A 25,198-nucleotide genomic window follows, 5' to 3' on the forward strand; every position below is an offset into this window, starting at 1 on the left:
TGCGATGTCATAGCGGGTTTTTTATTGCGTAGGGGGGGGCTGTTCGATGTGGCGGGTTTTTTATGATGCCGCCAGTGCGGGAAGCCGTTATCAGCCGGCTTTGCCGTGGGTCACACTCTTGGTCGCAATCCGCCCTGAGACAAAAAATCTTTTTATCTCTATTCCTCAGCGGGACGTGGTGACGTCGTTGCTTTCGAGAAAATAAAGCTGGCAAATACCATTTCAATTAATCCACCGAGCCCCACTGAAATTGCTGGAGTGATTGCGACGAATAAGGAGAGCGTTCCGGCAAGAATAAGACTTGCTCCTAATATCCAGAAAATGGATTTGCCATAGACGCTCGCAAAAACCAAGTATCGGCTCCCAATCGTCACCATCATTGCTGGGAAAAATAGTGCAGGTCGCAAAAGGAAGAGACCGTAAGACATTGCACAGCACAGTATGAGCCATATGGTTGACGCTATGACGAGCTGGTTCAATGCATTCGTTTTACTTATCTTCGCCGATCGCCCCATCATTTTTGTGACGATGACGCTGATTGGATATATCAGTGCACCACCAACCAGTAAAGTCCACACTGCTTGGTGGAGTCCAACTAAGCTACAAACAAGGGTCGCGGTAAGCCAAACAAGACCGGAAACGAGAACGCCAGGAGCACCATCGTAATAGGCGTGACACATCTCATGTTGTTGCGCTTCGGTGATCAATAGTTTCATTTGCTCTTCCTGAACTAAAAATGTGCTATCCGAAGGGTTTAGATGGCACGTGAGAACATCAATGGGGTGCGTCTTGATAACCTGATCGGTGGCGGGTCACCTGAGTATTCTCTTCCTTAAAGTAACTGCTGGCTATCCATCGCCTCTGTTTCTGAAAGAGAACAGTATGTTAAAAGTTTAGAAATAGCAATTTATTATCGTTAGATTGCTGTTGCGATGGGGAGTCGTTGATGAATGTAGTCGATGATCCGACCCATGTAATGAACAGACTACCTATCCATCACTTGAATTTAATTTCAGGAAAAACCATGACCGCAACAAATCCTTGGTGATCATGGTTATAAATCCGCATTCTTCCCCTGTGGCGACGCACGATGCGGTCCACGATCGCTAGCCCGAGTCCAGAGCCGTTCGCTTGGCTACGTGATGCATCTGCGCGGGTGAATGGTTTGAGGAGGCGATTGAGATCATCGCTTTGTGCGCCAGGTCCATAATCCCGAAAACTGACGAGTATGCCCTGTTTTTTGCCTTTATTTTTAAAGCTGCACTGAATCTCAATCACCGTATTGAGTTGATCAGGGTTTTTCCCATACCGACATGCGTTTTCGATAAGGTTGATAAAAACACGTCTGAGCTCAGTCGAGTTTCCTGAAATAATTTGACCCGGCGTAATCGCTGAGCGGATATGGAGATAGTTGACGCGTGAGTACTCCTGAATCACTTGCCGTAACAGTTCACTGATATTGATTTTTTCAAATCGTAAGCTATCAATCGGTTTGGCGTAATCGAGGAATTGGCTAATGATCGCGTCCATCTGCACCAAGTCAGATTGCATGCCGCTTCTGGCTTGTTCATCCAATGATGCCATTTCTACTTCGAGCTGCATACGTGCCAGAGGCGTGCGTAGGTCATGAGAAATACCAGCAAGAATAATGGTGCGATCTGCCTCGATACGGGCTAAGTCTTCGACCATACTATTAAAGCTCGCATTTGTTTCCCGGATTTCTTTCGGACCTAACTCCGGCAGTGGTTGTGGCTGCTTCCCTTGTGCGAGTAGGCGCGCGGCGTTACTGAGTCGCGAGAGGGGGCCGTTGATCAATGTTGAGATCACCGCAGCGCCGAGTAAAGTGATGACGAGTGTTGCTGTCGCCCAACTCACAATCGGAAGTGTAATTGGTGGTTCAAGGCGGTCTTCGTCAAAACGTAACCAATATTGATCACCTTCAATATCAAAGCTCACCCAGAAACCATCGACGCCATTGACCGCCTTGGCAAATCGCGTTTGTTTGCCCATCTTGATCTTTAACAGATCGTTGAGCTCTGTAAAAAATGCACTAGGGTCAGGTGGCTCGATGATGTCGCTCTCGTTGAAGAGATAGATTCTGACGCCCTCGTTATTTGCGAGATCGAGTAATAACTCTTTACGCCGCTCGACGGCGGCGTGGGTGAGTGCTGCGCGCGTGATTGTTGCAATCGAGGAAATCTGCGCAGTCAATTGTTGAGCGCGTGGGTAGCGCTCCAGTGACTTAAAGCTGACAAACCAAACAGTCATGCTGGCAAGGACTAATGCTGCCAGCATAAAAAACGTACGCCAAAACAGACCACTTCGTAGCCATTCAAGACTATTAAGATAGGACCGCATTTGCATGTGAACAGGCGTACTTACGCTTTTTGACCGTCAGGAATAAACACGTATCCAAGACCCCAGACCGTTTGAATATACAAAGGATTAGACGGGTCTGGTTCGATTAATTTCCGTAAGCGTGAGATTTGCACGTCGAGGCTGCGGTCAAAGACTTCATATTCGCGACCGCGGGCAAGTTCCATCAACTTTTCTCTCGATAAAGGTTGGCGAGCATGGCGTGCGAACACTTTCAGAACCGAAAATTCGCCGGTTGTGAGGCCGACCATTTCGTCCTTTTTCTTGAGTGTGCGAGTGCTTAAATCTAATGTAAATTCACCAAATGAGAAGCTTTGCGGACCTTCAGATGGGGCACCAGGGATCTCATCGGGTGTTTTTCTTCTCAATACCGCATTAATTCTGGCAACGAGTTCACGTGGGTTGAATGGTTTTGGCAGGTAATCGTCCGCCCCCATTTCTAAGCCAATGATACGATCAACTTCCTCGCCTTTTGCGGTAAGCATGATGATCGGTGTGCGATCTCCAGCACCGCGCAGACGTCTGCAAATAGTAAGGCCATCTTCACCTGGAAGCATCAGATCTAAGATGAGCATGTCATAGCGCTCTCTCATCCACAATTTATTCATGGTTTGAGAATTTTCGGCGCCAACAACGTGAAAACCTTGTTCGGTCAAATATCTGCGTAATAATTCGCGAAGTCGTAAGTCATCATCGACAACCAAAATCTTTGCTTTTGGTGCGTTACTGACTGGAGGTGTGGCAGTGTTTTCTGCGTTCGTTTGAAGTGTGTTCATATGTTTATCTTACTGGCATCGACACTGCTTGGAAACCAGTTACCCATGGCACTTACAAACTGTTACATCTATTTCAATTCGTGAAAGATAAATGTCAGCGACCACCAGTACACTGTCCTATGGGTTTTCGTTCGCGGATGGTTCTGCAGCACGCTATGCGGTCTACTTTTCGCAACGTCTTGTGAAGATTAACTATTGTTCACAAGCAAAAATAGTTGCTTCAGGTACTATTTATTTGTCTAGTCCGATGTGCGCAAAAAAACAGTTGATGTTGATTCCAGGAAATGGGGTGATCGTCTTTTGGTGCTTTCTACTAGCAGCGTTTTTTCCTCTTTTGTATTTCAAGTCCATAGATAATGCGATGAAATTAGCAGATGCTAGGTTATTGATTAGTTTAATGGTGTTGCTGTTTTGCGGTGCAGCCAATGCAGGGTGGTCAACGTCTGGCGGTAAAGCGGCGAAAGACGGGGGAAGAATGCGTCAAAATGCTGGCCTTCCGAAAAATAGCGGGTTTGCTAATGCCAGCAATGAACTTGGAGGGCAGGGAAGGTCTGGCGCTTCGCAAGGAGGTGCCGAAAAAAACCAGGCTGGCTCGGGAAAAGCAAAACTTAGCCCCGAAGAGCGCAAAGCACTGAGACAACAGGTTCAAGATGTGGAGCAGGAATTACATCGGGCAAAAAAGTAGCCCGATATTCTCTATGATCAACGGCGGTGTTGTTTCATGATCTTTTGTTGTTCACGCTGCCAGTCGCGTTCTTTCTCTGTGTCACGCTTGTCATGTTGTTTTTTACCTTTGGCAAGACCAATCTGACACTTAATTCTGCCTTTTACAAAATGCATGTTCAGCGGCACCATGGTGTACCCTGAACGTTCCACTTTGCCAATCAGCTTATTGATTTCTGCTGCATGTAATAAAAGTTTTCTGGTGCGAACTGAATCCGGGTGGATATGTGTTGATGCTGTTGGTAAAGCACCAATGTGCGCGCCAAATAAGAAGATTTCGCCGTCGCGGACGATGACATACGCTTCTTTGAGTTGAAGACGTCCCGCGCGGATGGCTTTGACTTCCCATCCCTGGAGGACGACGCCTGCCTCGAATTGTTCTTCGATGAAATAGTCGTGAAAGGCTTTTTTGTTATCAGCGATGCTCATTAGGATGAAAATAGGTTACTTTGCCGCATCAATTTCTTGACTGATGATTTCGATACGGTGATGACTCGGTTAAAATGCGAACTTGTGATTCTACCAAATGGTTACCCTGGATGGCAGTCGTACATAAAACAGTTTTTATTGGTTATAGCGCCGCGCAGATGTTTGCGTTGGTTGAGCGTGTCGAAAATTACCCTGATTTTTTGCCTTGGTGCGGTGAAGTCAAGTTGCTTGAACGTACAGATGTTGATTTGATGGCAACACTATCAATCAATTATCATGGCATCAAGCAGAGCTTTACGACAAAAAATAGCAACCAAGCGCCTCATTCGATGGAGATGAATTTGGTGGAAGGGCCATTTAAGCAGCTCAATGGTCGGTGGAAATTTACCGAATTACGCGCCGACGCTTGCAAGATAGAGTTTGATCTGAATTACGAATTTTCAAGTAAATTACTTGAAACATTAATTGGTCCTGTCTTTAGTAAGATTACAAATAGCTTTGTTGATGCATTTTGCGCTCGCGCGGAGGCTGTTTATGCCTCATAGTGGGGAGATGCTTGTCCAAGTATGTTACCAGGGCGCGTCTGGTCTTATTTCTTTGACAGTCAACATTGCACAAGGCAGCACCTTATCTGAAGCAATACAACTGAGTGGGATATTGCAACTGTCACCCGATATCAACTTAAAAACACAGAAGGTCGGTGTTTTTGGTAAATTAAAATCGCTTGATGCCGTCTTGCACGCGCATGACCGCATAGAAATTTATCGACCGTTATTGGCCGACCCCATGGAGGCGCGCCGTCGACGCGCTGCGAAACAGAAGTCTTAAGTGACAACTTGGAACTTGCTTATTGGCAAGCGCTACTTGCCTTTTTGGCATCAGCATATTCTTTTGCGCGTTGATCATCGGTTAAGAATGCACGTTCGCCGTTGCTATCTGTGCTGGAAATGCGTACGCCTGCTTCAAGTGTTCGGAGATACGATTTGAGGCGTTCGCAGTTTTTATTTTTTTCGTTGGCTGCTTGTTGTGCATCCGCCGCCTTTTTTTCTTTTTCGGCCTGTTCTGCGCGGCGTTTATTGTAATCTTCGTTCCGACTTTCAACTGTGTTCTGCTTTGGTGCTGGTGTGTCTGGGCTGGTCGTCGGTGCGGAGGTGCTGCTGTCAGCGCCTACGTCTTGGGAGTTTTTAGCCTTGAGAATGTGGTTTTTAGGCACGGAAGTAGGTGGCGGTGTGTCGGAGAATTGTTTGACGCCTTTTTCGTCGACCCATACGTATTGCGCAAACGCGCCTGCACACGTCATCGTAGTCAAAATGAAAGCGAATAAGGATCGAGGCTTCAACATGGTGTTCTCTGGGAAATAATAAAAATATGCAAGAGTTTTACACGTAGCGAGACGAGTTCGCAAGTTTTCTGTATAATTTGCTTTTGCGCCTATAGGAAATGCTATGCGTTTACTTCAAAAAGCACTCACATTCGATGACGTGCTCCTCGTTCCGGCTTACTCGGACATCCTCCCGAAAGACACTTCGCTCGCCACAAAATTGACTCGTAATATTCATTTGAATATTCCGTTGGTTTCGGCTGCGATGGATACAGTGACTGAAGCCCGTCTTGCGATTGCAATGGCTCAAGAAGGCGGCATCGGTATTATTCACAAAAACATGACCGCCAAAGAGCAAGCGCGCGAAGTGGCAAAGGTCAAGCGTTTTGAGTCGGGTGTCTTGCGTGATCCAATCACCATCCCGCCAAGCATGAAGATTCGCGAAGTCATCGCGTTATCTCAGCAATACGGCATCAGCGGCTTCCCAGTGGTTGAAGGTAATGTCGTTGTCGGTATTATTACCAATCGCGATCTCCGCTTCGAAGAAGAATTGGATGCGGAAGCACGCGCCAAAATGACGCCACGCGAGAAATTGGTTTATGTTGACGAATCTGCTGATTTGTCCGAAGCCAAACGCTTGATGAACAAACACCGCTTGGAGCGTGTGCTGGTAGTCAATGCAGCGTTTGAATTACGCGGTTTGATTACAGTGAAAGATATTCAGAAATCAACCGAGCATCCGTTTGCGTCGAAAGACGAATTGGGTAAGTTGCGCGTTGGTGCTGCTGTTGGCGTCGGTCCAGATAACGAAGAGCGCGTTGATTTGTTGTCAAAAGCTGGTGTGGACGTGATTGTCGTTGATACGGCGCATGGCCATTCAAAAGGCGTTCTTGATCGTGTTCGTTGGGTAAAAGACAATTATCCGCATATCCAAGTTATCGGTGGCAATATCGCTACAGCCGCTGCGGCACTGGCGCTCGTCGAGCACGGCGCTGATGCGGTGAAGGTAGGTATTGGTCCAGGCTCGATCTGTACGACACGTATCGTTGCTGGTGTTGGTGTGCCACAAATTTCTGCGATTGCGAATGTTGCTAATGCGCTCAAGGGTACTGGCGTACCGTGTATCGCTGACGGTGGCGTGCGTTTCTCTGGTGATGTCTCTAAAGCGTTAGCAGCCGGTGCATCCACAGTGATGATGGGTAGTATGTTTGCTGGTACAGAAGAAGCACCAGGCGAAGTGATCCTGTTCCAAGGTCGTAGCTACAAGTCTTACCGTGGTATGGGTAGTTTGGGTGCGATGGCGGATGGTTCTGCTGATCGTTACTTCCAAGATTCCGCCAACAATGCAGACAAATTGGTGCCAGAAGGTATTGAAGGCCGCGTTCCTTATAAAGGTAGTGTCCTCGCGATTCTTTTCCAATTGGTGGGTGGTGTGCGTTCTTCCATGGGTTATTGTGGTTGCGCTTCCATCGACGATCTGCACTCGAAGGCTGAGTTTGTTGAAATTACGTCTGCTGGTATGCGTGAATCGCATGTCCATGATGTGCAGATTACCAAAGAGGCACCTAATTACCGTGCTGACTAACCTTTGCTAGCGTTGCTGGGAGTGCTGCATGTCTGATAGCTTGGATGGCTTTAGTTCTACCAAAACTTTAATGGTGAATGCTGGTTTTGAGCAGCTATTAACCGAAAAGTTTGAAGCGAAGATAGGTCGGTTTGAGCGGTTGGGCTTGCAGTTATTCTCAGTGGCTAATTGTTTCGTGACATTTGGCCACGTCAGCGGGCGTTCTGGGGGAAGTGGACGGTCAATCACGGAGATGGAGGCGGGTTTTTCTGATAGTTTGCCGCTAACAGAAGAGTTCGTCATTATTCCTGATTTGATTACCCACTCAGCGCTTGCTAGTCATCGCTTTGTCGCAGGTGATCCATTCATTCGGTTTTACGTTTCTTATCCGATTTATGGGCAAGATTCAAAACTCGTGGCGTGCATCCGTTTGATTGATTACCAAACAAAAGCATTTTCAGAGCGTGAACACCTGTTATTGACTGATTTTGCCACCTTAATTGAGCGCGAATTGGCGCTCGGAGTGCTTTATCAAAATCAGATTGAATTGATCAAGCAAAACAGGAATCTCAAACGTGAATCCTTGATCGATCCACTGTTGGGTACGTGGAACAAGGTGGCAATCGCTCGTTCACTACGAATTGAGATGGAGCGTTGCGTGAGAGCGCAAAAACCCCTGTCGCTCTTGTTCGTTTATGTCGATCAAATCGACGAAGTACGTGCTGCTTTTGGTGCTGCTGTCAGTGATCAATTATTAATTCGGGCGGTGAGTCGGGTCAGATCGTGTATTCGACCCTTCGATGCGATGGGGCGGTTCGGTAGTGATCAGTTATTGATTGTGTTACCGGGTGCATCCCATTTGGTGGTGATGGCGGTCGCTGAGCGGATTCGCTTAGCAATCAAAGTGCATCCCGAAATGATTCAAGAAACAGAAACGACCATTTCTATTTGTGCTGGCGTCGTTTCTACGGATACGTATCCTGATGCGGATCCAGAAATGTTAATCAGCTTAGCTGAAAAAGCCCTGCTATCTGCAAGGAGTGCGGGAAACAATACTGTTGTGCAGGCTATGCCCGGGCAACCTGACCTGATAATTTGAACTATGCATTCTAAAATCCTTATCCTTGACTTTGGTTCTCAAGTCACGCAATTGATCGCTCGTCGTGTTCGTGACGCGGGTGTCTTTTCTGAGGTTCATCCGTACGATGTCAGTGATGAATTTATTCGCAACTACGGAGCGGCAGGCATCATTCTCTCGGGTGGTCCAAATAGTGTGACCGAAGGCGACACACCGCGCGCGCCAATGGCAGTGTTTGAGGCAGGTGTGCCAGTATTGGGTATTTGCTATGGTATGCAAACCATGGCTGAGCAGCTGGGCGGTAAAGTAGAAAATGGTCTGGTGCGTGAATTCGGCTACGCTGAAGTACGTGCACGCAGCCACACAGCCTTGTTGAATGGCATCAATGATTTTGTGACGCCAGAGGGTCATGGCATGCTCAAAGTCTGGATGAGTCACGGTGATAAAGTCAATGAAATGCCGCCAGGCTTCAAGTTGATGGCCTCGACAGATAACTGTCCAATCGCAGCGATGGCTGACGAAGACCGTCGTTTTTATGCAGTGCAGTTCCATCCAGAAGTGACACATACGGTACAAGGTGAAGCCATCATCGGTCGTTTTGTGCATGACATCTGCGGCTGTAAATCCGATTGGAATATGCCAGATTACATCGCTGAGGCAGTGGAGTCTATCCGCGCTCAAGTCGGTACCGACGAAGTCATCTTGGGATTGTCCGGCGGCGTCGATAGTAGCGTTGCCGCAGCGTTGATCCACCGAGCAATTGGTGATCAATTGACGTGCGTATTCGTTGATCATGGTCTGTTGCGCCTCGATGAAGGCAAAATGGTGATGGACATGTTCAGTAAAAATCTGGGTGTGAAAGTGATCCATGTTGATGCGACCGCACAGTTCATGGGACACTTGGCTGGCGTGACCGACCCAGAGGCAAAACGTAAAATTATTGGTCGTGAATTCGTCGAAGTCTTCCAAGCAGAGTCCGCAAAACTCAACAATGCAAAATGGCTTGCCCAAGGCACGATTTACCCAGACGTGATTGAAAGCGCTGGTAAAGGTAAGAAAGGTTCTCATACGATCAAGAGTCACCATAATGTAGGTGGCTTGCCAGATACGCTGAACCTCAAATTGCTCGAACCATTGCGTGAGCTGTTTAAAGATGAAGTGCGTAAGCTCGGCGTTGCTTTAGGTCTACCACACGGTATGGTGTATCGCCATCCATTCCCAGGTCCTGGTTTGGGTGTGCGTATCCTCGGTGAAGTGAAAAAAGAATTTGCCGATCTGCTGCGCAAAGCCGATGCGATCTTTATTGAAGAACTGCGCAATAACGTCGTCGATCCGAAAGCGGAAAAACCAGTGAGCTGGTACGATGCAACAAGCCAAGCGTTCGCCGTTTTCTTGCCAGTGAAATCCGTTGGCGTGATGGGTGACGGTCGTACGTATGACTACGTCGTCGCTCTGCGTGCTGTACAAACACAGGATTTCATGACAGCGCACTGGGCACATTTACCACATGAATTGCTCGGCAAAGTTTCTAACCGTATCATCAATGAAGTACGCGGCATTAACCGTGTGGTGTACGACATTTCCGGGAAGCCGCCTGCGACGATTGAGTGGGAGTAAGGCTATTATTTAACCTACTGATTTTATTGGGTTTAGTGAGTGCCATTGATGATGTTGACTGCATTATCAATGGCATTTTTCGTGGCATAGGGCCGATGCTGAATCGAAGATATAGCAGATACTATGTGACCGTATCGGCAAACGACATGGTATCGACAACCGGGTGCATTGCAGCGCTTGTGCTGATGCCATCGATGTCCGTTTTCGGCACGTAGCGGACGGACAACATCACTATGGATCTTTTTGAATATGGATGGTAAAGATGTCTAAAATTTTGAAGGAAGTGATAATGCGTACAGTAAAAGCCGATTCACTCTATTGCTATATTCTTCGCCCTCTAGCGATCGTTCTGTTCTCACTCCTATCAAGTCTTAGCTATGCTCATACATGTCTACCGGATCAAACTCCGGAGAAACAGTTCAACGAAGCAAAACGAGTCTTTCTAATTTACGTCCTCGAAACTAGACTTGAAGAGGAACTTCAGAAAAAATTGATTGAACAGGACCATGGCAAACATGCCGATGATGAATCGGTAAAATTAGTATACGCCGGGTATCGGATTGTTGAAGATTTCAAGGGAGACATAAACTACAAACCGAGACTTCTAGACATGCTAGGAATAGGAACTGGTTACGTTGGCCTAACACCTGGAGTTTACTATTTAGTTTTTCTTGGAGATGTTCAGCCGTATGAAACTCCAGATATAAGAGCTGTCGATACTTGCATCGTTCCTTTTTCACATTACAGGTTCAACGTCCCACAATTTCAAAAAAACCTTGACGAGATTCGTGCGCTTTCAAAAAGTAAGAATTAACAATAAATTGGCTTTGCACAGCGGCCTAAATGGGTCAATCGAACGTCCGGTTTAAAGAGCCCTATCTGTCTCTAATGGGCACCAAGCTGCCACTCGAAAAACGCTTTTCGTCGGGCTGCGCGAGCTGTACAGCTTACAGCTTTTCTTAACATGGTATTTTGTATGGTATCGACAAGCAGTGCAAACGCTAGTTGTTTGATTTTATAGCGTTTTTATGTGTTATTGATCATCGAGTGGGAATGAGGCTGTCTTCTAAATCACTAAATCTATTGAATTAATGATGTGCCATTGATGATGTTGACTACATTATCAATGGCATTTTTCATGGAATAGGGGCAATGCTGAATCGACGATATAGCAGATGTTATTTGACCAATTTGGGATAGGCAAGGGTATCAACAACCGAGTGCATCGCAGCGCTTGTGCTGATACCATCGATGTCTGCTTTCGGCCAAGTGCTGCCGTTCATTGAGGGAATAATAAATGCTTCGATTCGAATTTGAAGAACCTCGCTGCTCAATCTGCCAATGCTGCGGAGAGGCAAGCACAAGCTTGACGTGCTTCATTTATAAAAATAGCGATGCTTTCGGCGTTTACTATGCGCAATTTACCGAGGGTCATTCCGGGAAGCGCCTGAGCGGTATTATTGGATTGGGCGAATGGGGAGGGTCCCGAAGGTAGGCTGGCATTTCCATTTCAGCTTTGGTTGAATGAGGATAACTTCCAAGTCAGCCTTGTCAGTGCAGCCGATTCGCTATAGAGTCATGTCACCTTTCTGAGTCGCATTCTTGACCGTAGCGAGGCGTTAGCTCACCCATGGGTCAAAGAAGTTTTTCACATCACCGACCATGTGGTATTAGATGACAAGGAAATCGTGAACTATTTTCGCTAAAAACTACCGGTCTTAGCCATCAGCGGAAGAACAAAAAGTAAAGGAACTGAATGGGTGCAAAGACTTGGATGCTGGTCTATTCCAACGGCAATCCTGAAACGATTTTAAAAAGCAATCCCGTACTTGACCAAGCGGCCACAAGCGAATTTGCGAAGAAGCTATTTTCGTCCGAGAAAATAACTCCTTCAGGTGTCGGGGATTTGACTTTCACCTGTCCAGCTGACGATGAGCTGGTTGTTGGCTGCTTCCCTGGACTCACCATCGTTGCGGCCAAGGAGTTTGGTATCGACCATCCTTCACAGCTGCCTGCCAAATTTATTGATGCGTGTCCCGGACACACCGTTTATTTACACGCGATGCACAGCACAGTTGATTGGTTCGCATATGCGGTGTGGAAAGATGCGAAATTGCAGCGTTCACTTAGTTTGTCACCGGACAGCGGAATATTGGAGGACACGGGAGACAGGCTACCTTTCGAGGAATCCTACTGGAGCGGAGAGCATTCTGCCTTGGATTCAGAGGAAGTTGATGATGACTATCCATTCCCGTTTCATCCGCTGGAACTAGGCGAAGCAGCGTTGCTCTCGTTGTTTGGCTACCAGCTTGAAGGGTTTGTGGACTCGTCGCAGGTAGAACCAGAAAAAATACCGCTAATGCAGTTCGCTCGAAAAAAATCATGGTGGCGATTTTGATGGCTCAAATCGGCCAGGACGAGACGGTCAATGATGTATTGCACGCCAGCCAAGATTAGCTTAAAGTGAATTTGATTTTTAGTACCTAAAAAGGTTTGAAATTGATGGTTAAGTCGCCAATCCAATATAGCCCAGACGTATTTATGTTGAGCATCCCTACTGCCACGTCTGGTATAACCCAGGAATTTTTCGAGTGCGAATGGGGCGTCACTGATGGGCTGCTTTGTAGCTTTGAAGGCACGCTCATTGGTCGGGTGTGCACTACAACCGATATTTCGGAATTTTGGGATGCAAAAACATCTCACGTTACGTTGTTGCCAAAGTTGGATGCTAAGCGAAACTATGATCGGCCAGCACTTTACGAATTCGAAAGTGCAGTGCGAACCCTCTTGTCGAATTCGAGATATTGGTATCTCCACTGCGAACGAGACTGTGACCAGTATCCAGTCGAGCATATCCAAGGAAACACACAATTGACTATGGACAAACTAGAAAAAGTATTCCAGTTCGCTGCTGGAAATTCACTTGATTGCCCTAGTTTTATTCCACTGAATGTCTAGCTCAGACCACAATCCGGCAGGTCGCAGCCAGAAGCGGACATTGCAATCGCCTTCGGTCGACTTGAGGGCAAATGAATAAGGAAATTTAATGCACTCAGACCTGGTACGTCTCGCGGACTGGTTAGATGAAGCTGCCGCCCTGTTGCTGAAACATGAGATTCAGCACTGGGCCGATTGGCTTAGTAAAGATTCTAAATGGATACGTAGCGGAGATTTTTATGGAATCGAACATCTGCGTTCGGCATTCGGTGGGATGGGGAGCCTAAATGATTTAGGACTAACAATGACGGCCCCAGAGAACCCTAAATTGTTGGTTTCAAGTCCAGATGACGAACGGTTTCAGTGGCTTCTGAGCCAAATTTATGAGCTAACCGTCAGACTCTTCAGGGAAGAGTCTTAGTTCGGCCAGGAGCGGACCTCCATACCTTGAAACGCTACGCTAAATTTATGAGCTTGGAAAAATATCAGTTTCGGCAGGAAATTCCGATTGCCACACGACTAGAAGTCGAACAATTGGTATCCGATGGCTACTCTATTTATAAAGAGTGGAGCAACGGCATTGAACTCAGAAAAGGGAAAAACTTCCGTGGTTGGCTGTTATTTTTACAGATACTCTTTCCGCTTGTGCTTTTTCCCGGATTCATGCGCAGCGTAGTGAATAATTTCTATGGCTATCAATATCGTCTATTCGTGACCATTGATGCTTGTGAGCCGAGAATTATCATGGTCTGAGAACGGCCACAAGCGGTCAGATTTACAAATTCTTAATTAATCATGCATCCAGATATTTCTCTGAGACGAGAAGCAAATTTAATAGAATATTTAAAATTGGAAGTAAGTACGTGATTGAATATCCAAGACCATTAAGCCTAGTAAAAAATAAGCCGTCTTGGAAGGCGGCTGCAGAGTCTTATCAATTCCCTTTTCTAAACGATATGCCTTTAGTTTATTTTGGTGAAATTCCGAACATGCGAGAGCATGGTATTTTTGTTGGATATTCAAGCGGGCGTATATATTCAGGCTTCCATATTGACTACTTTATTGAATTGTCTGAAGACGAAATTTGACTACTTAATTGGCGAGTCGCGGCCAATGGCGGACGTCTGCGAACCACCAGCCAGCGGGTGCCGTTACATGCAAGAAACTTAAATTATCGCAGAGGTAAAAATTGCTTCCGTCTATTCCGCTCGACTACGCTGAGTACATCAAAGCTTCAGGTCCTTTTGAATGCCTGACACGCGAGGACGTCGAGCCTGACTATGTGGTGTTGTGGTCATTTGACGCAATTCCAAAAAATAATTACGACGTCCAAATCGAAATGTATGCGCCTGGATTCGTTGCTTTTGGTGGAGATGGTGGTGGGGAATTGTTGGTGTTCGATGAAACTGGGGCGGTCTTCATGCTGCCCATGGTTGGCATGGAACCGAGTTCTGCGATACGCATAGCTGAAGACTTCCAAGAATTAGTGAGTAGGCTGGAGATATGATTGCTGAAAAAGTGATAGCTGAGCTGGATGCCTTCGTGCCCGCTGACGAAAGTGAAAACGTAGGATACCTCTACGAAATCCTTGCGCAAATAAAACCTCTCGCTCCCGAATTGCGCACACCAGTCATACCGGCGATACTGCGCTTGATTGAAAACTACCCCGAAGCAGAGTTAGGGGGGGGGCGGTCCACTGGTTCATGAACTCGAGTCGATTCCCGGCTACGACTCATTCCTGCGAGATTCCGTTTTGCGGCAGCCAACAGACCTAAACATTTGGATGGTGAATCGGATTTTGAACTCGAAAATTTCTATTGAATCCCGCTCGAACTGGCTTCAGGTCCTGCGTTCGGTTTTGAAGCATCCCCTGGCATCAAAGGAGTCTCGGCAAACAGCCAGAGAATTCTTGGAACATCAAAACCAGTAGCTTACATTGACCACTAAGCCAGATAGCGGCCAATTGCAGTCATCCGCACACACCTCCAATTTGATATTGCTTTGCCAATTTTTGTGTGGCAGGATAGCTCCATTTTTATGCGATACTCGGAGTCCGTGTAATGAGCTGCGTTCTTAACATTTCCGGCGAATCGCTGGACATCGATGCTTTATTATCCGAGCACGCTTTTGATTTCGACCACGTCTGGAAAAAGGGCGAGCCGCGCATTCTCAAAGGAAAATTCTGTCCGACCTCCGGGGCTAATGTCCTTGTCAGCGACGCTGAAATAGATGACTTTGACCAGCAAGTTGCAGACGCCACAGAATTTTTGGAGAAATATGGCGCGGTTATCGCGAAGATTGCTTCGTTCCCTGGAGTTGAATTCGCGGGACTTGATTTCGGGGTTGCGCTCAACGAAGGCTATGTCGCCCAGTGTTCATACCTGCCTCCAGAGTTTATTCGAATTGCTGCGACGTCGGGCATTAGCGTAGAAATCTCACATTACGCATGTAGCGCGGAAAACGCAGAGGAACAGCTTGCGGCACCTACCGACGCAATCGGCCAAGAGCAGGCATCCATCATAAGAAAATAGAGTTCAGGTAATGCATGAAAAAATGAGCCGCGAACAGTATCTCCAATCCGTTCGTAACAAGATTGTGGAAACTGCGCGGGCAATGCTAAACGGTGACATTGACTACCTCATAGGAGCAAGACGACTAGCAAGTCTGCGGCACGACGCGTCAGTAAAAGATGATGATGAAGACTTTACGGTGTTCGTCGCTATTGCTTCTGAAACAGACGATTTTCCATTGGGCTCGGTGAGAGCACTATGGGACAGGCAAGCACTGGATAGGCTTCAACCAGAAATTGACGCCGCTGAGGCTTGGGCTAGAAAGCGGGCAGAATTAGTGTGCCAGAATCTCATAAAGAGATTCTGCTAAGCACGAGACGTGACCGCTCGCAGTCGAACGGACGTTGGTACACAATTTTAAAATTGAGCTTTATTACTTTCTTCCAATCAGATTTATATGCAACTGCCATTCCTTGTTGAAAGCAGCATCCCAGCGGTGAGACTGTATGAATTAAATGACGGGCGGTTCCAACTACTTGAAGGTAGCTCCGTCGGCCCATTTTTATCCGGGCCTGGATATTTGTTAGTGGAGGAAAAACTGGCATCATTTCTTAAGAGTGTTGGGATAGACCGCGTGACGTACGTGCCAGCTGTTCTATTTGAACGATTGACTGGAGAGGAATTTCGAACGCATGTCAGGATAAGAGTCGGACAGTACTTCAAACCGGAGCAAATCAAGGACCTTGACCTTAATGGGCCGAAAATACTTACGATGAATGACGAATATTATTTTATAAGTGCGGAATTGAAGGCAATGCTGAAACGCAGTGAATTTCACTATCTTAGTTTTAGCGAAGGGTTAAATGGTTTCGCTGGGTAGCAATTGCGTGCAATAGGCCAACAGCGGCCGTTGATGCTACGATACTTGAGAAAAAAATACAAACTTCGAAATAGATGAAAAAGATATTTACAGCAATTCTTGGAGCTCTTGGTGTTACCTCCGCCCATGTAGAAGCAGAGCCACCTAAAGTGGAAAGCGTACCAGCAGAATCGATTCAATTTTCCATGCCGACCGTAGCGATGGATTCAATCAAATTTGATATGCCGACCGAGAATCTCTTCAACGGCGCCCCTCAGTTTCATGAAGATGATTGGGCGCAATTGGAGTTTTTCCCAAGCACTCGCCTTTCCGAAGTTCAAAAAATTCTGAAAGAACTCAAGTCATTCGAGGCAAACAACCGAACTCAATACGGATGGAAGCAAATTTACAGGCGCGAGATTAGTCGCACTTCGATAGGTTTGTCATCAGCCGACTTGGGCCATGAATTGAACGCCAAAATCCGTCCTGCGCCCATATTAACCACGTCGTCACGAACTCTAGGGCAGGTGCAGCATGGTTACAGTCTCGAACTGGGAAAAAACGCGTACCTCTATGGCTTGCAAGGAAATGGAAAAATCACGGTGCTCGGTGTGTCGTTGCAAGGTGCTGATGATATGTTGCTGTCAAATGCATTTTTAAAGCTGAATCAGCGATATGGACTGATATTGGTAGATTGGCGGCAGCAGTTTGTGCTTACATCCGTAAGCGGCACAGGGCAGTTTGAGTTGTGGCGACCATAACCCGCTGACGGCCAAAAGCAGTCGTTGTCAACTTAAGGAAATGAAGTTATGGATTGGGCGCCGATTTCAGAAGTCGAGTTATGGGACAAAATTATCAAGGCAGAAGGTCGCATGTCGCCGCAGATTTTTCGGCTATGGGAGGTCATCAAAGTCACTCCCGAAAAATGGGTCGAAAAATCATATGGTAAAGCTGGTGGCGGATTCTGGGTGGTCGCGGTAATTGGTCGCACTGCTGTTTGGTACAACGACATCGAGTATGGATTCAATCGCTCGTCATATACGGAATTTGGTAAGCTAGACAATTATTTCTGCAATCAGGATGACCTTGAATATACCGTTCAGGATGTGCTTAATTTCATCGATGCAGGCGTAGATAGTGCTGGTCGATGCGGAGCGTCCATTGCGGGAACATACTTACCGTAACTTCTCGGCTAACGGCCAGGAGCGGACCTTCAACATAAACTAAGTCTAATAATAGGAAATTGACAGACGATTCATATGCGAAGAGAACCCGCGACAGTTTTGGCAGCCCTAATCTCGACCCTACCTGGTTTTGTCGTAGCCGCTCTCGGCGACCCTGCGGCGCAGTATGGAATGATAATAGTATTAGTTGCGCTACCATTCTATTGCATGTTCATTGCTGCGGTTCTTACCGTCGTACCGATGCTCGTAAACAAGTGCGGCTATAGTTCGATGCGCGCTTACCTGTGGTCTGGATGCATTTCTTCATTCTTGCTGGGCATGACGCTTGTCAAAGCGGAGGCCGGTTGGTTCGGCGCGACTGCGGGTACGGTTTGTTTGCTATCGGCTTTTGTGCTGGTTCCAATACTGGAGCGTATAGGGACGATGCGTGCAACGCGATAGACAGCGGTCGGCCGAGGGTGTGTAAAAACGCAAAAATACAAAATTTTCATGGGTAGTGTGACCATTCCCTGCATCGAGAAAATCGCGTAGCGGCCGTTTGAGAGGCCGATTTTTTCTCACGCAGAATTTTTCTGCGTTTTTACACAGCTTGGGCCAAAAGCGGACCTATAGGCAGCTTCTTGTACTTGCTAATTGGTTAATGCGATGTCATCATAGACTTTGACTGCAATTCTAGATATCCGAGATGGACCGCCAACTGTTTTTCATTTGCTTTCTGACGTTTGTGATTCATATCATAGGAACACTTGCGTACTCAGTTCGAATAGCAGGCATCAGGACACGTCGTATCGCTGTATCGTTGGCGTTGTTTAGTATTCTCGTGCTTGTATCAAGGACCTCCAATTCCTTCCTCGGCCCATTCCTTGCTAAGCGTGTTGAGTCAACTATTGGGATGCAGCTTTCGGGCCCAAGCTTGCTTAGTGATTTTCGGTGGTTGTTGGTGTCGGCCTCTCTCGCTACTGTTGTCGGGGCTATTTTGATTCCGACGTTTCAGCGTGTCTTCTCCCGCGCAGTTCTTCACTTCCAAATACATCGCTCTGTGCCGAAGTTGATATTGCATGCTTTCTTTAAGGGTGGCCTCTCGTATGTGAAGGGCAACGTGAGCATGCCGCGAACCGCTAACATTGCTGGTTTACGCGATACCAAAAGCGTTTCTCTGTCTGTCACGCTGCTGAATGTTTTGGCTACCGCTCTTTGGACAGTCGGAGTATTCTCCGCGTTATACGCCGGGGTGTTGGACCCGTCTGTCCGCGTGACTTCAAGCACCTTGTCGTCAATTATTAACGGCGGGGCCACGGTGATGATGGCAGTATTCATTGACCCGCACATGTCTGGGATGACCGATGACGTGATAGAAGGAAAAGTGAGCGAATCTCAATTCCAGCGTGCTGTAGTATGGCTTGTTGGGAGTCGACTATCCGGAACCCTATTGGCGCAGGCGCTTCTTGTTCCGTCAGCCCTTCTCATCACCGTTGTGGCGAAAGCGATTTAGGATTGGGTGCTTCCGGGCTTGATAGCTGAGTTCGACCAAAAACAGTCGTTCAGAAAGAAACGAAATTCTTGCTTAGAGACATGAGAGGTCAGTAGATGAAAAAGTGGATGAAGTTTTTAGTTCTTGTCGCTGCTTTGGCTTCTGTTCCCTGTTTTGCCGGCGACTGTAAGCCACGGCTTGTTGAAGGTAAGTTACTTGGTACTGATGCTACTGCGGCGATAAAATTATCAACTGAGTGGGACAACGACAAAATCTTAAAATATTTGGGTTTAAAAGTTAGCGATGCGACAATCGAAAAATCAAGTGGTGTGGACGGCAGCTCAACAACATACAGATTCACGACTGCGGCAGTAATAATAAGCGACGGGTTTGGCGGGCGGGTTGTTCTTTATAGTAGTAAAGATAAAGCCAGGGACGTCGTTTGGCGTTTAGATTCGTGTTAAATATTAGCTCCTTGATTTTTGTCTAAATTGGATTGTCAACTGAAGTGACTTGCCCAGGCCAGAAGCTGACATTCGAAGTTTCGAGGAAAATGAATAATGCATAGATTTCAAGTAGCCTCAGATGTTATGCGCGACGGCCTGGGTGTCGAACTTATAGACTCGGACGGAAATGTGCTCGCGGAGATTTTTCGATGCGATGCAGACAACACATTAAAATTTTTCTCGTTTACCGAAGAATTACCATTTCCGCTGGTCGAAAAATTGGTTTTGATTGCGCGTAAAAACTTGGGTAACTTTGAAGATGGAAGTCAGTTGCCAGTTCCGATTTTGATTGATGGATGACTGTGCACGTAGTCAGGTACTCGGTCGACAACCGGCCAACAACGGACGTTCGCGTATCGGCTTTTTGGAAGATTGAATATTAATGAAGAGACTACTTGCAATTATCGCGCTTATGTTTGCGGCCTCTTCCGTGCACGCCAGCATGATTTGGATGGCCGTTGCGGTAGATGCCAAACAAGTTGGCGAGTTCACCAAGAATGAGGAGTTACTGGCCCATACACTGTTGAAAGCCAAAGGCGAGAAGGCAATTAATCTCGACAAGGCTTGGCATGGCATTCACTATTTGCTCAATGGAACTGCGTGGGAGGTAACGAGCGTAGCTGGCCAAGCTATTCTTGGAGGTAAAGAATTTGGAACTGATATGGGCTACGGCCCCCCTAGAGTATTATCCACAGAAGAAGTGAAGAAGTTAGCGAAGGCGCTTTCCGTGGTAACGTCGCAGCAACTATCTGCACGATACGACCCCCAAGTAATGGAGAAAATGGAGATATACCCTACGATTATTTGGCGGCGGGAAGGAACAGATGCTCTGAAGTGGCTTTTAGATGATTATGCTGAACTGTCTAAGTTCTATCGGCAGGCTGCGGAAAAGGAACAGGCCGTTATCATCGTTATTATGTAGGCCGCCCCTTTGCGGCCAACAACAGATATTGAAGCCGCGGTGCCAATTTCTGGTAACGGCGATTTCTCTCGAAATTTAACTGGGCTCCATGAGACTTAGAAAAAGAATTCGCGAAATAGCAAATGCTGGCATCTATCGGCATGCCCTGTTCTATAATTTCCCGGGCGGCCTTCGCTTTGAACTGTCTGAGGGTGGGAGTCCACTTGACCAAGTATTGACTGCCCAGCATAAGGCGACGGCTATTTGCCAAGACATTTTCGGCGACAAAGACACAATACTCGTACATCTGCAGAAGTTTGCGCCTTCAAGTCGTTTCCAGTTGCGAGACACTGTTCGAGAACTCCGCATAGCCGGAGTAGTGGTCCCGATAGATAGAGAAATCTGGCTGGAGAAAGGTGCAGAAGATGACGCGGACGATGATGATGAGTATTGGATAAACTGTGTTTTTGAAGTATCCGCATCGAAATTGCAGAATCTACTTTGGTGTGCGTTAAGTTTTGATTTCGCTTCTATACGTCCGAATCCGCATTGTTTGGTTTATCTGGCTCACCCAGAAAAGGGAATTATCGTTCATCCATACGACGACCGAGGAATGGACATCATTTGTCAAAAGACTTCGGCACTACAGGAACTGTACGAGAAGCACTACGGCTGGTTGCTTAGGCACGATATAGAAGCCATGCAACAGACATTTGCTCGGTAATAGCGCTAAACGGCCAGAAGCAGACGCTTATTACAGGAATCCAGAATGAGATACATCGATGTAAAGTGGTTGCACGAAAATCGAAACTACCCAATTCGGTTAGTGTCTGAGATTGGCTTGGATGGTTATGAGATTCGAAAACTGGAATTTTTCAGAGATGGGCGTTGTGGCTTTGCGTGCGAATCTGGAGCAACTCTTGGCGTTGAGCTTGGTTCCTCTCCAACACCAACGCTTGATAACATAAATGCGATTGGTGAATTTGAGGGCGTTGAAATATGCGAAGCGGATTTCGAAGCATTGTGGGTGACAGTGGTTCGATAAATTGCACGCGCCGAAATCGGCCAATGCCGGACCTTTAGAGAAAACTAAGGTTGCCCCTTACTATCCTTTGCTTATCAATTGAGACGAGTCAGATGAGATTGTTTAAAATATACAGTGAGCCGAGGATTACCGCGATAAAGCTTTACTGTATCGGCGAACCTGTAAACAGAGAAGCGCTGCTATCTCGTATCCTAACTTCCCTGCAAACCACGTTTGGCGCATTCCCCGACGAATACGACATAGGTGGCCCCTATGGTGTAAAAAAGGGGAGCACTATCGGATATCAGTCCTTCCAGAATAAGCTCACAAAAAAGGGACATGAGAAGTACTACGCTTTGAGTGGCGAGACAGGTGGCCAATTCGGATTTCGACTTCTGCTTTGCGCACACATCGATGGGCTCGTTTATTCAGAGTTGATACTTTGGTATGCGTCACGAACCTATACCGTGAATTTTCTTAATTTGGTAGAACCGTTGCTGGAGCCTCTGAACGCTTCATGCGGATTCGATATTGACATCCCCGACGGTTATTCAGTATTTACTGAAACCAAAATAAAAAGGAGCATTTTTGGCTCAATTTCTATCAAGGTAAGTTTCGAACATTTGAAGTGGTTGTCGTCTATTGGCGAAGGAGGGGTTCGAGGGCACTTTAGAAATAACATAGTCAATGACCAGCAACTTTCCCTTCTAGGTTCCGCGCAATTGCTGCGGCCCATACCGCTATCTAACGGATTGCATTACATCTGTTCGCCAACTCATTGCACATCTCATTAGTCGGAGCTGGATTTTCCACTAGGCGGCTGGGAGTCTTGATTTTCGCTCGCCAAAACCTTTGCTATTGAGTGAATGTGGGCATGATTGCCAAGGTCCGCTTTGGGGCGACTTCCGCTTGCCGCGACAAAGCGTGACACCTCTGGGTAAGAAAAATGCTATTTTGGCTACAATCGGACAATTGCGGTCTGTCGGTTAATCAGACAATTTAATACAGAAAATGACAGACGAAGAACGAATTGAAGTAGATCGAGTGGCCCATGAATTGTCTGTTCGGGTCGGGCGCGAAGCGCATTTCTACGCCAATAAATATGTTGAGGAAGCAAGAACAAATGGTGAAACTGAAAAGGCCAATTTTTGGGAATGGGTGAGAGCGTATTTGCGGCCGCGCTAATAGCAAATATCGGCACAAATTTGATTGACTCCTTTCAAGAGTAGCATCCCGTGTCAATCGGCACGCTCTTGGCAATTACTGAAATGGTTCAACGGATTGTCACCTGCCCGTAAAATTAACAAGAGTTGGTCTATTAAATGTATGGGTGATGCTATATGGTGTGGCAGCCGATTGCGGATTCAATTGCATTTGCACATAATAAGGTTTCAAGGCATCAATCAACTTGCTACCGAAAACGATAGTGCGACCTTGTTTTTGCTTGGTTTAATTAACAGTGAAGGCAGTAAAGCTTTTAAATTCACCCGTTACCTTCAATATTTCTCCGACAGTCAATGCGGCAATTTCCATTACACACATACCAGCATAAAAAATAAGAAAAATAGCAAGTGCATTGCGATTGCAATGACACGCTTATTGATAGCTTTTCGCATAGTTTTAAAATTTTAAAAGTGCGCTGGCGTCGACATTAAGAATTAAATCGTCCAAGACCGGACGCGATGATCAAACAGAACATGGAGGAGTTGGTATGACCATTACAAGCGTCAGGTTCTATTTTTACCCAAACTCAGCCATCCGAAAAAAGACCTTGTCGTCTAAACTTTGGGGTTTCGCTGAGTGGTTTGAATGTCGTCTCAAGCCGATTCGGGAGGATTTGCGCGGGCCGGAAGTAAAAGGTGTGAACATCATAAACTTTTTTCTTTACGAAAAACCAGATGGGATGTTCAAGCAGGATGTCTGGTGGCAGCGAGGAAATACCTTTGAATACGATACGCTATTCGATTTGGCAGCGCTATCCAAAATACATCGAGTGAAGGCGATTGAGCAGTTAATGATGTGGGCAGCACCCATTGCTTTGGCGGCGCCGTGGCCTCAGGCTGTTGCGGTAGGGCGCGCGTTGAGCGTTCCTCTTACTGAGCGGGAAAAAGAAGAAATTCTGCCATACTTGCAATGGCCGCGAGGTGATATCAAAAAAAGAGTTACCACTAATCTCTAAAATAGTCGGCAACCGAGCGATAGTCCGCTTTGGGGCGCAAGCTGTCAATCTAACAGCGTTGTACGTCGACCCAAAGCAATCTTATTTTCAGAATGGCGCAGGTATGTGCAAGGGGTTAGAGGCCTCCAGGCCGACAATCAGAAGACCCAGAACGATTTCCTTGTTTTTGTTCGAGAAGGTCGGCGAAATGAACTGCTTCTGCCTCTGAGATCGCGGGCTCGCCGAGCGAATTTTGATTGTGGCAACAACGAGAAAAATACAAACCGTGATTTCTATATTTTCGCGTCTCTATAAATGGCTCGCAGCAAATTCCTACGCTGAGTTTGCCGAGGTAAGGGCCTTTCCACATGAACTCGCAGTAGTGTCACGAGCCACCGTCGTTAGACTCTCTAGCGGACAAAAGCATCCGCCGTCGTCGGATACATTTCAAGTCAATTTAATGGGTGAGACGCTTAGCGTGCCCTACCGAGCTTACTACGACAAAGAGCAACTGATTAAATGTATTGGATATCGTGGGCCTGAGCAAATCGTTGTGTTCTGTCTCGGTACTCGGCATTGTGATGGGTATATACGCGAAAAATGTGTCAAAGAACTCCTCCTGCGAGATGAGTACTGGGTAGTCCCTTTCAACGTTCAACTTCTCATTGTGTATGTAGTAGAAATCACTGTTCATATTGAGAAATTTCTACAGAGGGCAGATGATAATGAATACACAAATTTTCTTCACGAGAATACAAAATATGTTGAGAAGCTAGAACGTCGTGCCATAAGTTATTGGAATGTATATAACCGACAACAGTATCCTGATTTGGATGACTATCCGGCAATAAGAGCACTCCGTGCATTGAAGCGGCGTCACATTGTCGGTCGGTAGTAAATGTGAGGTAAATACGCATTTAACGAATGGGGAATATTTTTATTATTATTTTTGCAAATAAATGACGTCAGAGTGGTCGGCAATGTAAAATAAGATACTAATTTTCGCAATATATCTTATGATTAATTTACGTTGTTTGCTGATTATCGCGCTTCTTGTGTTTCTTAGCGGTTGCGGTGGTGGGGGTGGCTCTACCGATTCTACGGGTACTGCAGGCAGTACGCCCACACAACCACCAGTAACGCCGCCCACGGTGGAAACCCGCCAAACCAAAATTACTTTACAAAGCGATGCGGGCGACACGATTGGCTTAGGACAAAGTTATTCGTACAACTTAAGCGATTCGAATATTACCGTCACCAGTGACCATAATCGGTTAGTCGTACAAGTAGAAGGTGATGAATCGTGGATTGGTATATTTCAAGTTGGCGGCGCGGAGCAAACCCAGCTCAGCCTCGGGATGGTGACAAACGTTCCTAAATTCAGCGACGGCATGGACTGGAGCAGTAGTGGTCTCGCTTGGTCCGGCGAAGGCCGGTGGTGTTCAACTTCAACAGGCTGGTTCAGTATTGATAATGTGAAATATAACGGCTCACAACTTAGTGAAGTCAAAGTTCGCTTTGAACGCCACTGTAATGGTGCAAGCCCGTCACTGCATGGCGAAATCACCTATTATGCTGACGATTCCACCAAGCCTCCGGCTCCCGTGATGCCAGCACCGACAACGCTTTGGCAGCCCCATCAGATGTTGCGAACAGTATTGGCAACTACGCTTATTTTGAGAGTGAAGATGGTGATTATGTCGGCTTGGGCAAAACGTGGCGTTATGATCAGCGAAGCGCCAGCATTGTCGTATCAGGGTTAAG

Annotated in this window: 33 protein-coding genes; 28 read left to right on the forward strand and 5 right to left on the reverse strand. The window is 46.7% G+C overall.

Annotated features, from left to right (window positions below; translation table 11 throughout):
* Positions 1-158 precede the first annotated feature (158 nt).
* The 3 genes from ACO0K2_RS08390 to ompR all read right to left on the reverse strand — a co-directional run bounded on the left by ACO0K2_RS08390 (position 159) and on the right by ompR (position 3,152).
* The gene (locus ACO0K2_RS08390; protein ID WP_423017660.1) at positions 159-716 is read right to left on the reverse strand and encodes a DUF7010 family protein; all 558 of its coding nucleotides are present in this window, start codon (positions 714-716) and stop codon (positions 159-161) included.
* Positions 717-996: 280 nt separating this feature from the next.
* Entirely contained in the window at positions 997-2,358 is a 1,362-nt protein-coding gene (locus tag ACO0K2_RS08395) for an ATP-binding protein (RefSeq protein WP_423017662.1), read from the reverse strand.
* A gap of 20 nt (positions 2,359-2,378) precedes the next feature.
* A complete protein-coding gene (gene ompR, locus ACO0K2_RS08400) occupies positions 2,379-3,152 on the reverse strand; it encodes a two-component system response regulator OmpR (protein WP_423017664.1) in 774 nt (257 codons plus the stop codon).
* A gap of 181 nt (positions 3,153-3,333) precedes the next feature.
* Between ompR and ACO0K2_RS08405 the strand changes: the two genes are divergently transcribed.
* A complete protein-coding gene (locus tag ACO0K2_RS08405) occupies positions 3,334-3,837 on the forward strand; it encodes a hypothetical protein (RefSeq protein ID WP_423017666.1) in 504 nt (167 codons plus the stop codon).
* A 17-nt stretch (positions 3,838-3,854) separates the two neighbouring features.
* Here the strand turns inward: ACO0K2_RS08405 and smpB are convergent, their stop codons facing one another.
* Positions 3,855-4,304 (reverse strand): SsrA-binding protein SmpB, encoded by a 450-nt coding sequence (smpB, locus tag ACO0K2_RS08410; protein WP_423017668.1) that lies wholly within the window; start codon positions 4,302-4,304, stop codon positions 3,855-3,857.
* A 110-nt stretch (positions 4,305-4,414) separates the two neighbouring features.
* On the opposite strand from smpB, the gene ACO0K2_RS08415 reads away from it, so the two are divergent.
* Together ACO0K2_RS08415 and ACO0K2_RS08420 are read left to right on the forward strand one after the other, a co-directional pair.
* Complete coding sequence (locus ACO0K2_RS08415) at positions 4,415-4,849, forward strand: type II toxin-antitoxin system RatA family toxin (RefSeq protein ID WP_423017669.1); 435 nt, start codon at positions 4,415-4,417, stop codon at positions 4,847-4,849.
* Positions 4,839-5,132: an RnfH family protein gene (locus ACO0K2_RS08420; RefSeq protein ID WP_423017671.1), complete on the forward strand. Its 294-nt coding sequence runs from the start codon at positions 4,839-4,841 to the stop codon at positions 5,130-5,132. Before ACO0K2_RS08415 ends, ACO0K2_RS08420 begins: the two co-directional genes overlap by 11 nt.
* 19 nt (positions 5,133-5,151) lie before the next feature.
* On the opposite strand, the gene ACO0K2_RS08425 is transcribed toward ACO0K2_RS08420, so the two are convergent.
* A complete protein-coding gene (locus ACO0K2_RS08425) occupies positions 5,152-5,646 on the reverse strand; it encodes a DUF4124 domain-containing protein (RefSeq protein ID WP_423017673.1) in 495 nt (164 codons plus the stop codon).
* A gap of 103 nt (positions 5,647-5,749) precedes the next feature.
* Between ACO0K2_RS08425 and guaB the strand changes: the two genes are divergently transcribed.
* From guaB to ACO0K2_RS08550, 25 genes are all read left to right on the forward strand, one after another.
* Positions 5,750-7,210 (forward strand): IMP dehydrogenase, encoded by a 1,461-nt coding sequence (guaB, locus tag ACO0K2_RS08430; RefSeq protein WP_423017675.1) that lies wholly within the window; start codon positions 5,750-5,752, stop codon positions 7,208-7,210.
* Between the two features lie 28 nt (positions 7,211-7,238).
* Positions 7,239-8,288: a GGDEF domain-containing protein gene (locus ACO0K2_RS08435; RefSeq protein WP_423017677.1), complete on the forward strand. Its 1,050-nt coding sequence runs from the start codon at positions 7,239-7,241 to the stop codon at positions 8,286-8,288.
* Between the two features lie 3 nt (positions 8,289-8,291).
* A complete protein-coding gene (gene guaA, locus ACO0K2_RS08440) occupies positions 8,292-9,884 on the forward strand; it encodes a glutamine-hydrolyzing GMP synthase (RefSeq protein ID WP_423017679.1) in 1,593 nt (530 codons plus the stop codon).
* A gap of 262 nt (positions 9,885-10,146) precedes the next feature.
* A complete protein-coding gene (locus ACO0K2_RS08445) occupies positions 10,147-10,698 on the forward strand; it encodes a hypothetical protein (protein ID WP_423017681.1) in 552 nt (183 codons plus the stop codon).
* Positions 10,699-11,640: 942 nt separating this feature from the next.
* The gene (locus ACO0K2_RS08450) at positions 11,641-12,282 is read left to right on the forward strand and encodes a DUF6928 family protein (RefSeq protein WP_423017682.1); all 642 of its coding nucleotides are present in this window, start codon (positions 11,641-11,643) and stop codon (positions 12,280-12,282) included.
* Between the two features lie 648 nt (positions 12,283-12,930).
* The gene (locus ACO0K2_RS08455) at positions 12,931-13,242 is read left to right on the forward strand and encodes a DUF6966 domain-containing protein (protein WP_423017684.1); all 312 of its coding nucleotides are present in this window, start codon (positions 12,931-12,933) and stop codon (positions 13,240-13,242) included.
* A gap of 26 nt (positions 13,243-13,268) precedes the next feature.
* Positions 13,269-13,574 (forward strand): hypothetical protein, encoded by a 306-nt coding sequence (locus ACO0K2_RS08460; protein WP_423017686.1) that lies wholly within the window; start codon positions 13,269-13,271, stop codon positions 13,572-13,574.
* A gap of 110 nt (positions 13,575-13,684) precedes the next feature.
* On the forward strand, positions 13,685-13,909 hold the full coding sequence (locus ACO0K2_RS08465) for a hypothetical protein (protein WP_423017688.1): 225 nt from the start codon (positions 13,685-13,687) through the stop codon (positions 13,907-13,909).
* A 101-nt stretch (positions 13,910-14,010) separates the two neighbouring features.
* The gene (locus ACO0K2_RS08470; protein WP_423017690.1) at positions 14,011-14,328 is read left to right on the forward strand and encodes an SMI1/KNR4 family protein; all 318 of its coding nucleotides are present in this window, start codon (positions 14,011-14,013) and stop codon (positions 14,326-14,328) included.
* Complete coding sequence (locus tag ACO0K2_RS08475; protein WP_423017692.1) at positions 14,325-14,528, forward strand: hypothetical protein; 204 nt, start codon at positions 14,325-14,327, stop codon at positions 14,526-14,528. Before ACO0K2_RS08470 ends, ACO0K2_RS08475 begins: the two co-directional genes overlap by 4 nt.
* Before the next feature lie 353 nt (positions 14,529-14,881).
* Positions 14,882-15,352, forward strand: a complete 471-nt coding sequence (locus ACO0K2_RS08480; protein WP_423017694.1) for a hypothetical protein — start codon at positions 14,882-14,884, stop codon at positions 15,350-15,352.
* 10 nt (positions 15,353-15,362) lie between these two features.
* Positions 15,363-15,701 carry a DUF2489 domain-containing protein gene (locus ACO0K2_RS08485; protein WP_423017696.1) on the forward strand — a complete coding sequence of 113 codons (339 nt, stop codon included), beginning with the start codon at positions 15,363-15,365 and terminating at the stop codon, positions 15,699-15,701.
* 87 nt (positions 15,702-15,788) lie between these two features.
* Complete coding sequence (locus tag ACO0K2_RS08490) at positions 15,789-16,211, forward strand: hypothetical protein (protein ID WP_423017698.1); 423 nt, start codon at positions 15,789-15,791, stop codon at positions 16,209-16,211.
* Between the two features lie 74 nt (positions 16,212-16,285).
* Positions 16,286-16,951, forward strand: coding sequence for a hypothetical protein (locus ACO0K2_RS08495; protein ID WP_423017700.1), 666 nt, complete (start codon positions 16,286-16,288; stop codon positions 16,949-16,951).
* Positions 16,952-16,999: 48 nt separating this feature from the next.
* Positions 17,000-17,374 carry a hypothetical protein gene (locus ACO0K2_RS08500; protein ID WP_423017702.1) on the forward strand — a complete coding sequence of 125 codons (375 nt, stop codon included), beginning with the start codon at positions 17,000-17,002 and terminating at the stop codon, positions 17,372-17,374.
* A 171-nt stretch (positions 17,375-17,545) separates the two neighbouring features.
* Positions 17,546-17,815, forward strand: a complete 270-nt coding sequence (locus ACO0K2_RS08505; RefSeq protein WP_423017704.1) for a hypothetical protein — start codon at positions 17,546-17,548, stop codon at positions 17,813-17,815.
* Between the two features lie 244 nt (positions 17,816-18,059).
* The gene (locus ACO0K2_RS08510; RefSeq protein WP_423017706.1) at positions 18,060-18,866 is read left to right on the forward strand and encodes a lipid II flippase Amj family protein; all 807 of its coding nucleotides are present in this window, start codon (positions 18,060-18,062) and stop codon (positions 18,864-18,866) included.
* Between the two features lie 95 nt (positions 18,867-18,961).
* Positions 18,962-19,309: a hypothetical protein gene (locus tag ACO0K2_RS08515; protein ID WP_423017707.1), complete on the forward strand. Its 348-nt coding sequence runs from the start codon at positions 18,962-18,964 to the stop codon at positions 19,307-19,309.
* 96 nt (positions 19,310-19,405) lie between these two features.
* On the forward strand, positions 19,406-19,651 hold the full coding sequence (locus ACO0K2_RS08520) for a hypothetical protein (protein WP_423017709.1): 246 nt from the start codon (positions 19,406-19,408) through the stop codon (positions 19,649-19,651).
* Positions 19,652-19,733: 82 nt separating this feature from the next.
* Entirely contained in the window at positions 19,734-20,273 is a 540-nt protein-coding gene (locus tag ACO0K2_RS08525) for a YfbM family protein (protein ID WP_423017710.1), read from the forward strand.
* An 88-nt stretch (positions 20,274-20,361) separates the two neighbouring features.
* The gene (locus ACO0K2_RS08530) at positions 20,362-20,976 is read left to right on the forward strand and encodes a DUF3885 domain-containing protein (RefSeq protein ID WP_423017712.1); all 615 of its coding nucleotides are present in this window, start codon (positions 20,362-20,364) and stop codon (positions 20,974-20,976) included.
* Positions 20,977-21,021: 45 nt separating this feature from the next.
* On the forward strand, positions 21,022-21,297 hold the full coding sequence (locus ACO0K2_RS08535; protein WP_423017714.1) for a DUF6881 domain-containing protein: 276 nt from the start codon (positions 21,022-21,024) through the stop codon (positions 21,295-21,297).
* Positions 21,298-22,287: 990 nt separating this feature from the next.
* The gene (locus ACO0K2_RS08540) at positions 22,288-22,461 is read left to right on the forward strand and encodes a hypothetical protein (protein WP_423017715.1); all 174 of its coding nucleotides are present in this window, start codon (positions 22,288-22,290) and stop codon (positions 22,459-22,461) included.
* A 526-nt stretch (positions 22,462-22,987) separates the two neighbouring features.
* Positions 22,988-23,455, forward strand: coding sequence for a hypothetical protein (locus ACO0K2_RS08545; protein WP_423017717.1), 468 nt, complete (start codon positions 22,988-22,990; stop codon positions 23,453-23,455).
* 995 nt (positions 23,456-24,450) lie between these two features.
* Positions 24,451-25,197 carry a hypothetical protein gene (locus ACO0K2_RS08550; protein WP_423017719.1) on the forward strand — a complete coding sequence of 249 codons (747 nt, stop codon included), beginning with the start codon at positions 24,451-24,453 and terminating at the stop codon, positions 25,195-25,197.
* Position 25,198: the final 1 nt, after the last annotated feature.

It is taken from the genome of Undibacterium sp. MH2W (assembly GCF_049340215.1).
Lineage (GTDB): Bacteria > Pseudomonadota > Gammaproteobacteria > Burkholderiales > Burkholderiaceae_D > Undibacterium.

Coding starts and splice junctions, on each gene's coding strand:
- ACO0K2_RS08530 (WP_423017712.1), top strand. CDS start 20,362: ATGAGACTTAGAAAAAGAATTCGCGAAATAGCAAATGCTGGCATCTAT.
- ompR (WP_423017664.1), bottom strand. CDS start 3,152: ATGAACACACTTCAAACGAACGCAGAAAACACTGCCACACCTCCAGTC.
- ACO0K2_RS08390 (WP_423017660.1), bottom strand. CDS start 716: ATGAAACTATTGATCACCGAAGCGCAACAACATGAGATGTGTCACGCC.
- ACO0K2_RS08520 (WP_423017709.1), top strand. CDS start 19,406: ATGCATAGATTTCAAGTAGCCTCAGATGTTATGCGCGACGGCCTGGGT.
- ACO0K2_RS08510 (WP_423017706.1), top strand. CDS start 18,060: ATGGACCGCCAACTGTTTTTCATTTGCTTTCTGACGTTTGTGATTCAT.
- ACO0K2_RS08435 (WP_423017677.1), top strand. CDS start 7,239: ATGTCTGATAGCTTGGATGGCTTTAGTTCTACCAAAACTTTAATGGTG.
- smpB (WP_423017668.1), bottom strand. CDS start 4,304: ATGAGCATCGCTGATAACAAAAAAGCCTTTCACGACTATTTCATCGAA.
- ACO0K2_RS08540 (WP_423017715.1), top strand. CDS start 22,288: ATGACAGACGAAGAACGAATTGAAGTAGATCGAGTGGCCCATGAATTG.
- guaB (WP_423017675.1), top strand. CDS start 5,750: ATGCGTTTACTTCAAAAAGCACTCACATTCGATGACGTGCTCCTCGTT.
- ACO0K2_RS08475 (WP_423017692.1), top strand. CDS start 14,325: ATGATTGCTGAAAAAGTGATAGCTGAGCTGGATGCCTTCGTGCCCGCT.
- ACO0K2_RS08420 (WP_423017671.1), top strand. CDS start 4,839: ATGCCTCATAGTGGGGAGATGCTTGTCCAAGTATGTTACCAGGGCGCG.
- ACO0K2_RS08495 (WP_423017700.1), top strand. CDS start 16,286: ATGAAAAAGATATTTACAGCAATTCTTGGAGCTCTTGGTGTTACCTCC.
- ACO0K2_RS08550 (WP_423017719.1), top strand. CDS start 24,451: ATGATTAATTTACGTTGTTTGCTGATTATCGCGCTTCTTGTGTTTCTT.
- guaA (WP_423017679.1), top strand. CDS start 8,292: ATGCATTCTAAAATCCTTATCCTTGACTTTGGTTCTCAAGTCACGCAA.
- ACO0K2_RS08395 (WP_423017662.1), bottom strand. CDS start 2,358: ATGCGGTCCTATCTTAATAGTCTTGAATGGCTACGAAGTGGTCTGTTT.
- ACO0K2_RS08500 (WP_423017702.1), top strand. CDS start 17,000: ATGGATTGGGCGCCGATTTCAGAAGTCGAGTTATGGGACAAAATTATC.
- ACO0K2_RS08490 (WP_423017698.1), top strand. CDS start 15,789: ATGCAACTGCCATTCCTTGTTGAAAGCAGCATCCCAGCGGTGAGACTG.
- ACO0K2_RS08525 (WP_423017710.1), top strand. CDS start 19,734: ATGAAGAGACTACTTGCAATTATCGCGCTTATGTTTGCGGCCTCTTCC.
- ACO0K2_RS08535 (WP_423017714.1), top strand. CDS start 21,022: ATGAGATACATCGATGTAAAGTGGTTGCACGAAAATCGAAACTACCCA.
- ACO0K2_RS08455 (WP_423017684.1), top strand. CDS start 12,931: ATGCACTCAGACCTGGTACGTCTCGCGGACTGGTTAGATGAAGCTGCC.
- ACO0K2_RS08425 (WP_423017673.1), bottom strand. CDS start 5,646: ATGTTGAAGCCTCGATCCTTATTCGCTTTCATTTTGACTACGATGACG.
- ACO0K2_RS08445 (WP_423017681.1), top strand. CDS start 10,147: ATGTCTAAAATTTTGAAGGAAGTGATAATGCGTACAGTAAAAGCCGAT.
- ACO0K2_RS08450 (WP_423017682.1), top strand. CDS start 11,641: ATGGGTGCAAAGACTTGGATGCTGGTCTATTCCAACGGCAATCCTGAA.
- ACO0K2_RS08505 (WP_423017704.1), top strand. CDS start 17,546: ATGATAATAGTATTAGTTGCGCTACCATTCTATTGCATGTTCATTGCT.
- ACO0K2_RS08480 (WP_423017694.1), top strand. CDS start 14,882: ATGAGCTGCGTTCTTAACATTTCCGGCGAATCGCTGGACATCGATGCT.
- ACO0K2_RS08515 (WP_423017707.1), top strand. CDS start 18,962: ATGAAAAAGTGGATGAAGTTTTTAGTTCTTGTCGCTGCTTTGGCTTCT.
- ACO0K2_RS08545 (WP_423017717.1), top strand. CDS start 22,988: ATGACCATTACAAGCGTCAGGTTCTATTTTTACCCAAACTCAGCCATC.
- ACO0K2_RS08485 (WP_423017696.1), top strand. CDS start 15,363: ATGCATGAAAAAATGAGCCGCGAACAGTATCTCCAATCCGTTCGTAAC.
- ACO0K2_RS08415 (WP_423017669.1), top strand. CDS start 4,415: ATGGCAGTCGTACATAAAACAGTTTTTATTGGTTATAGCGCCGCGCAG.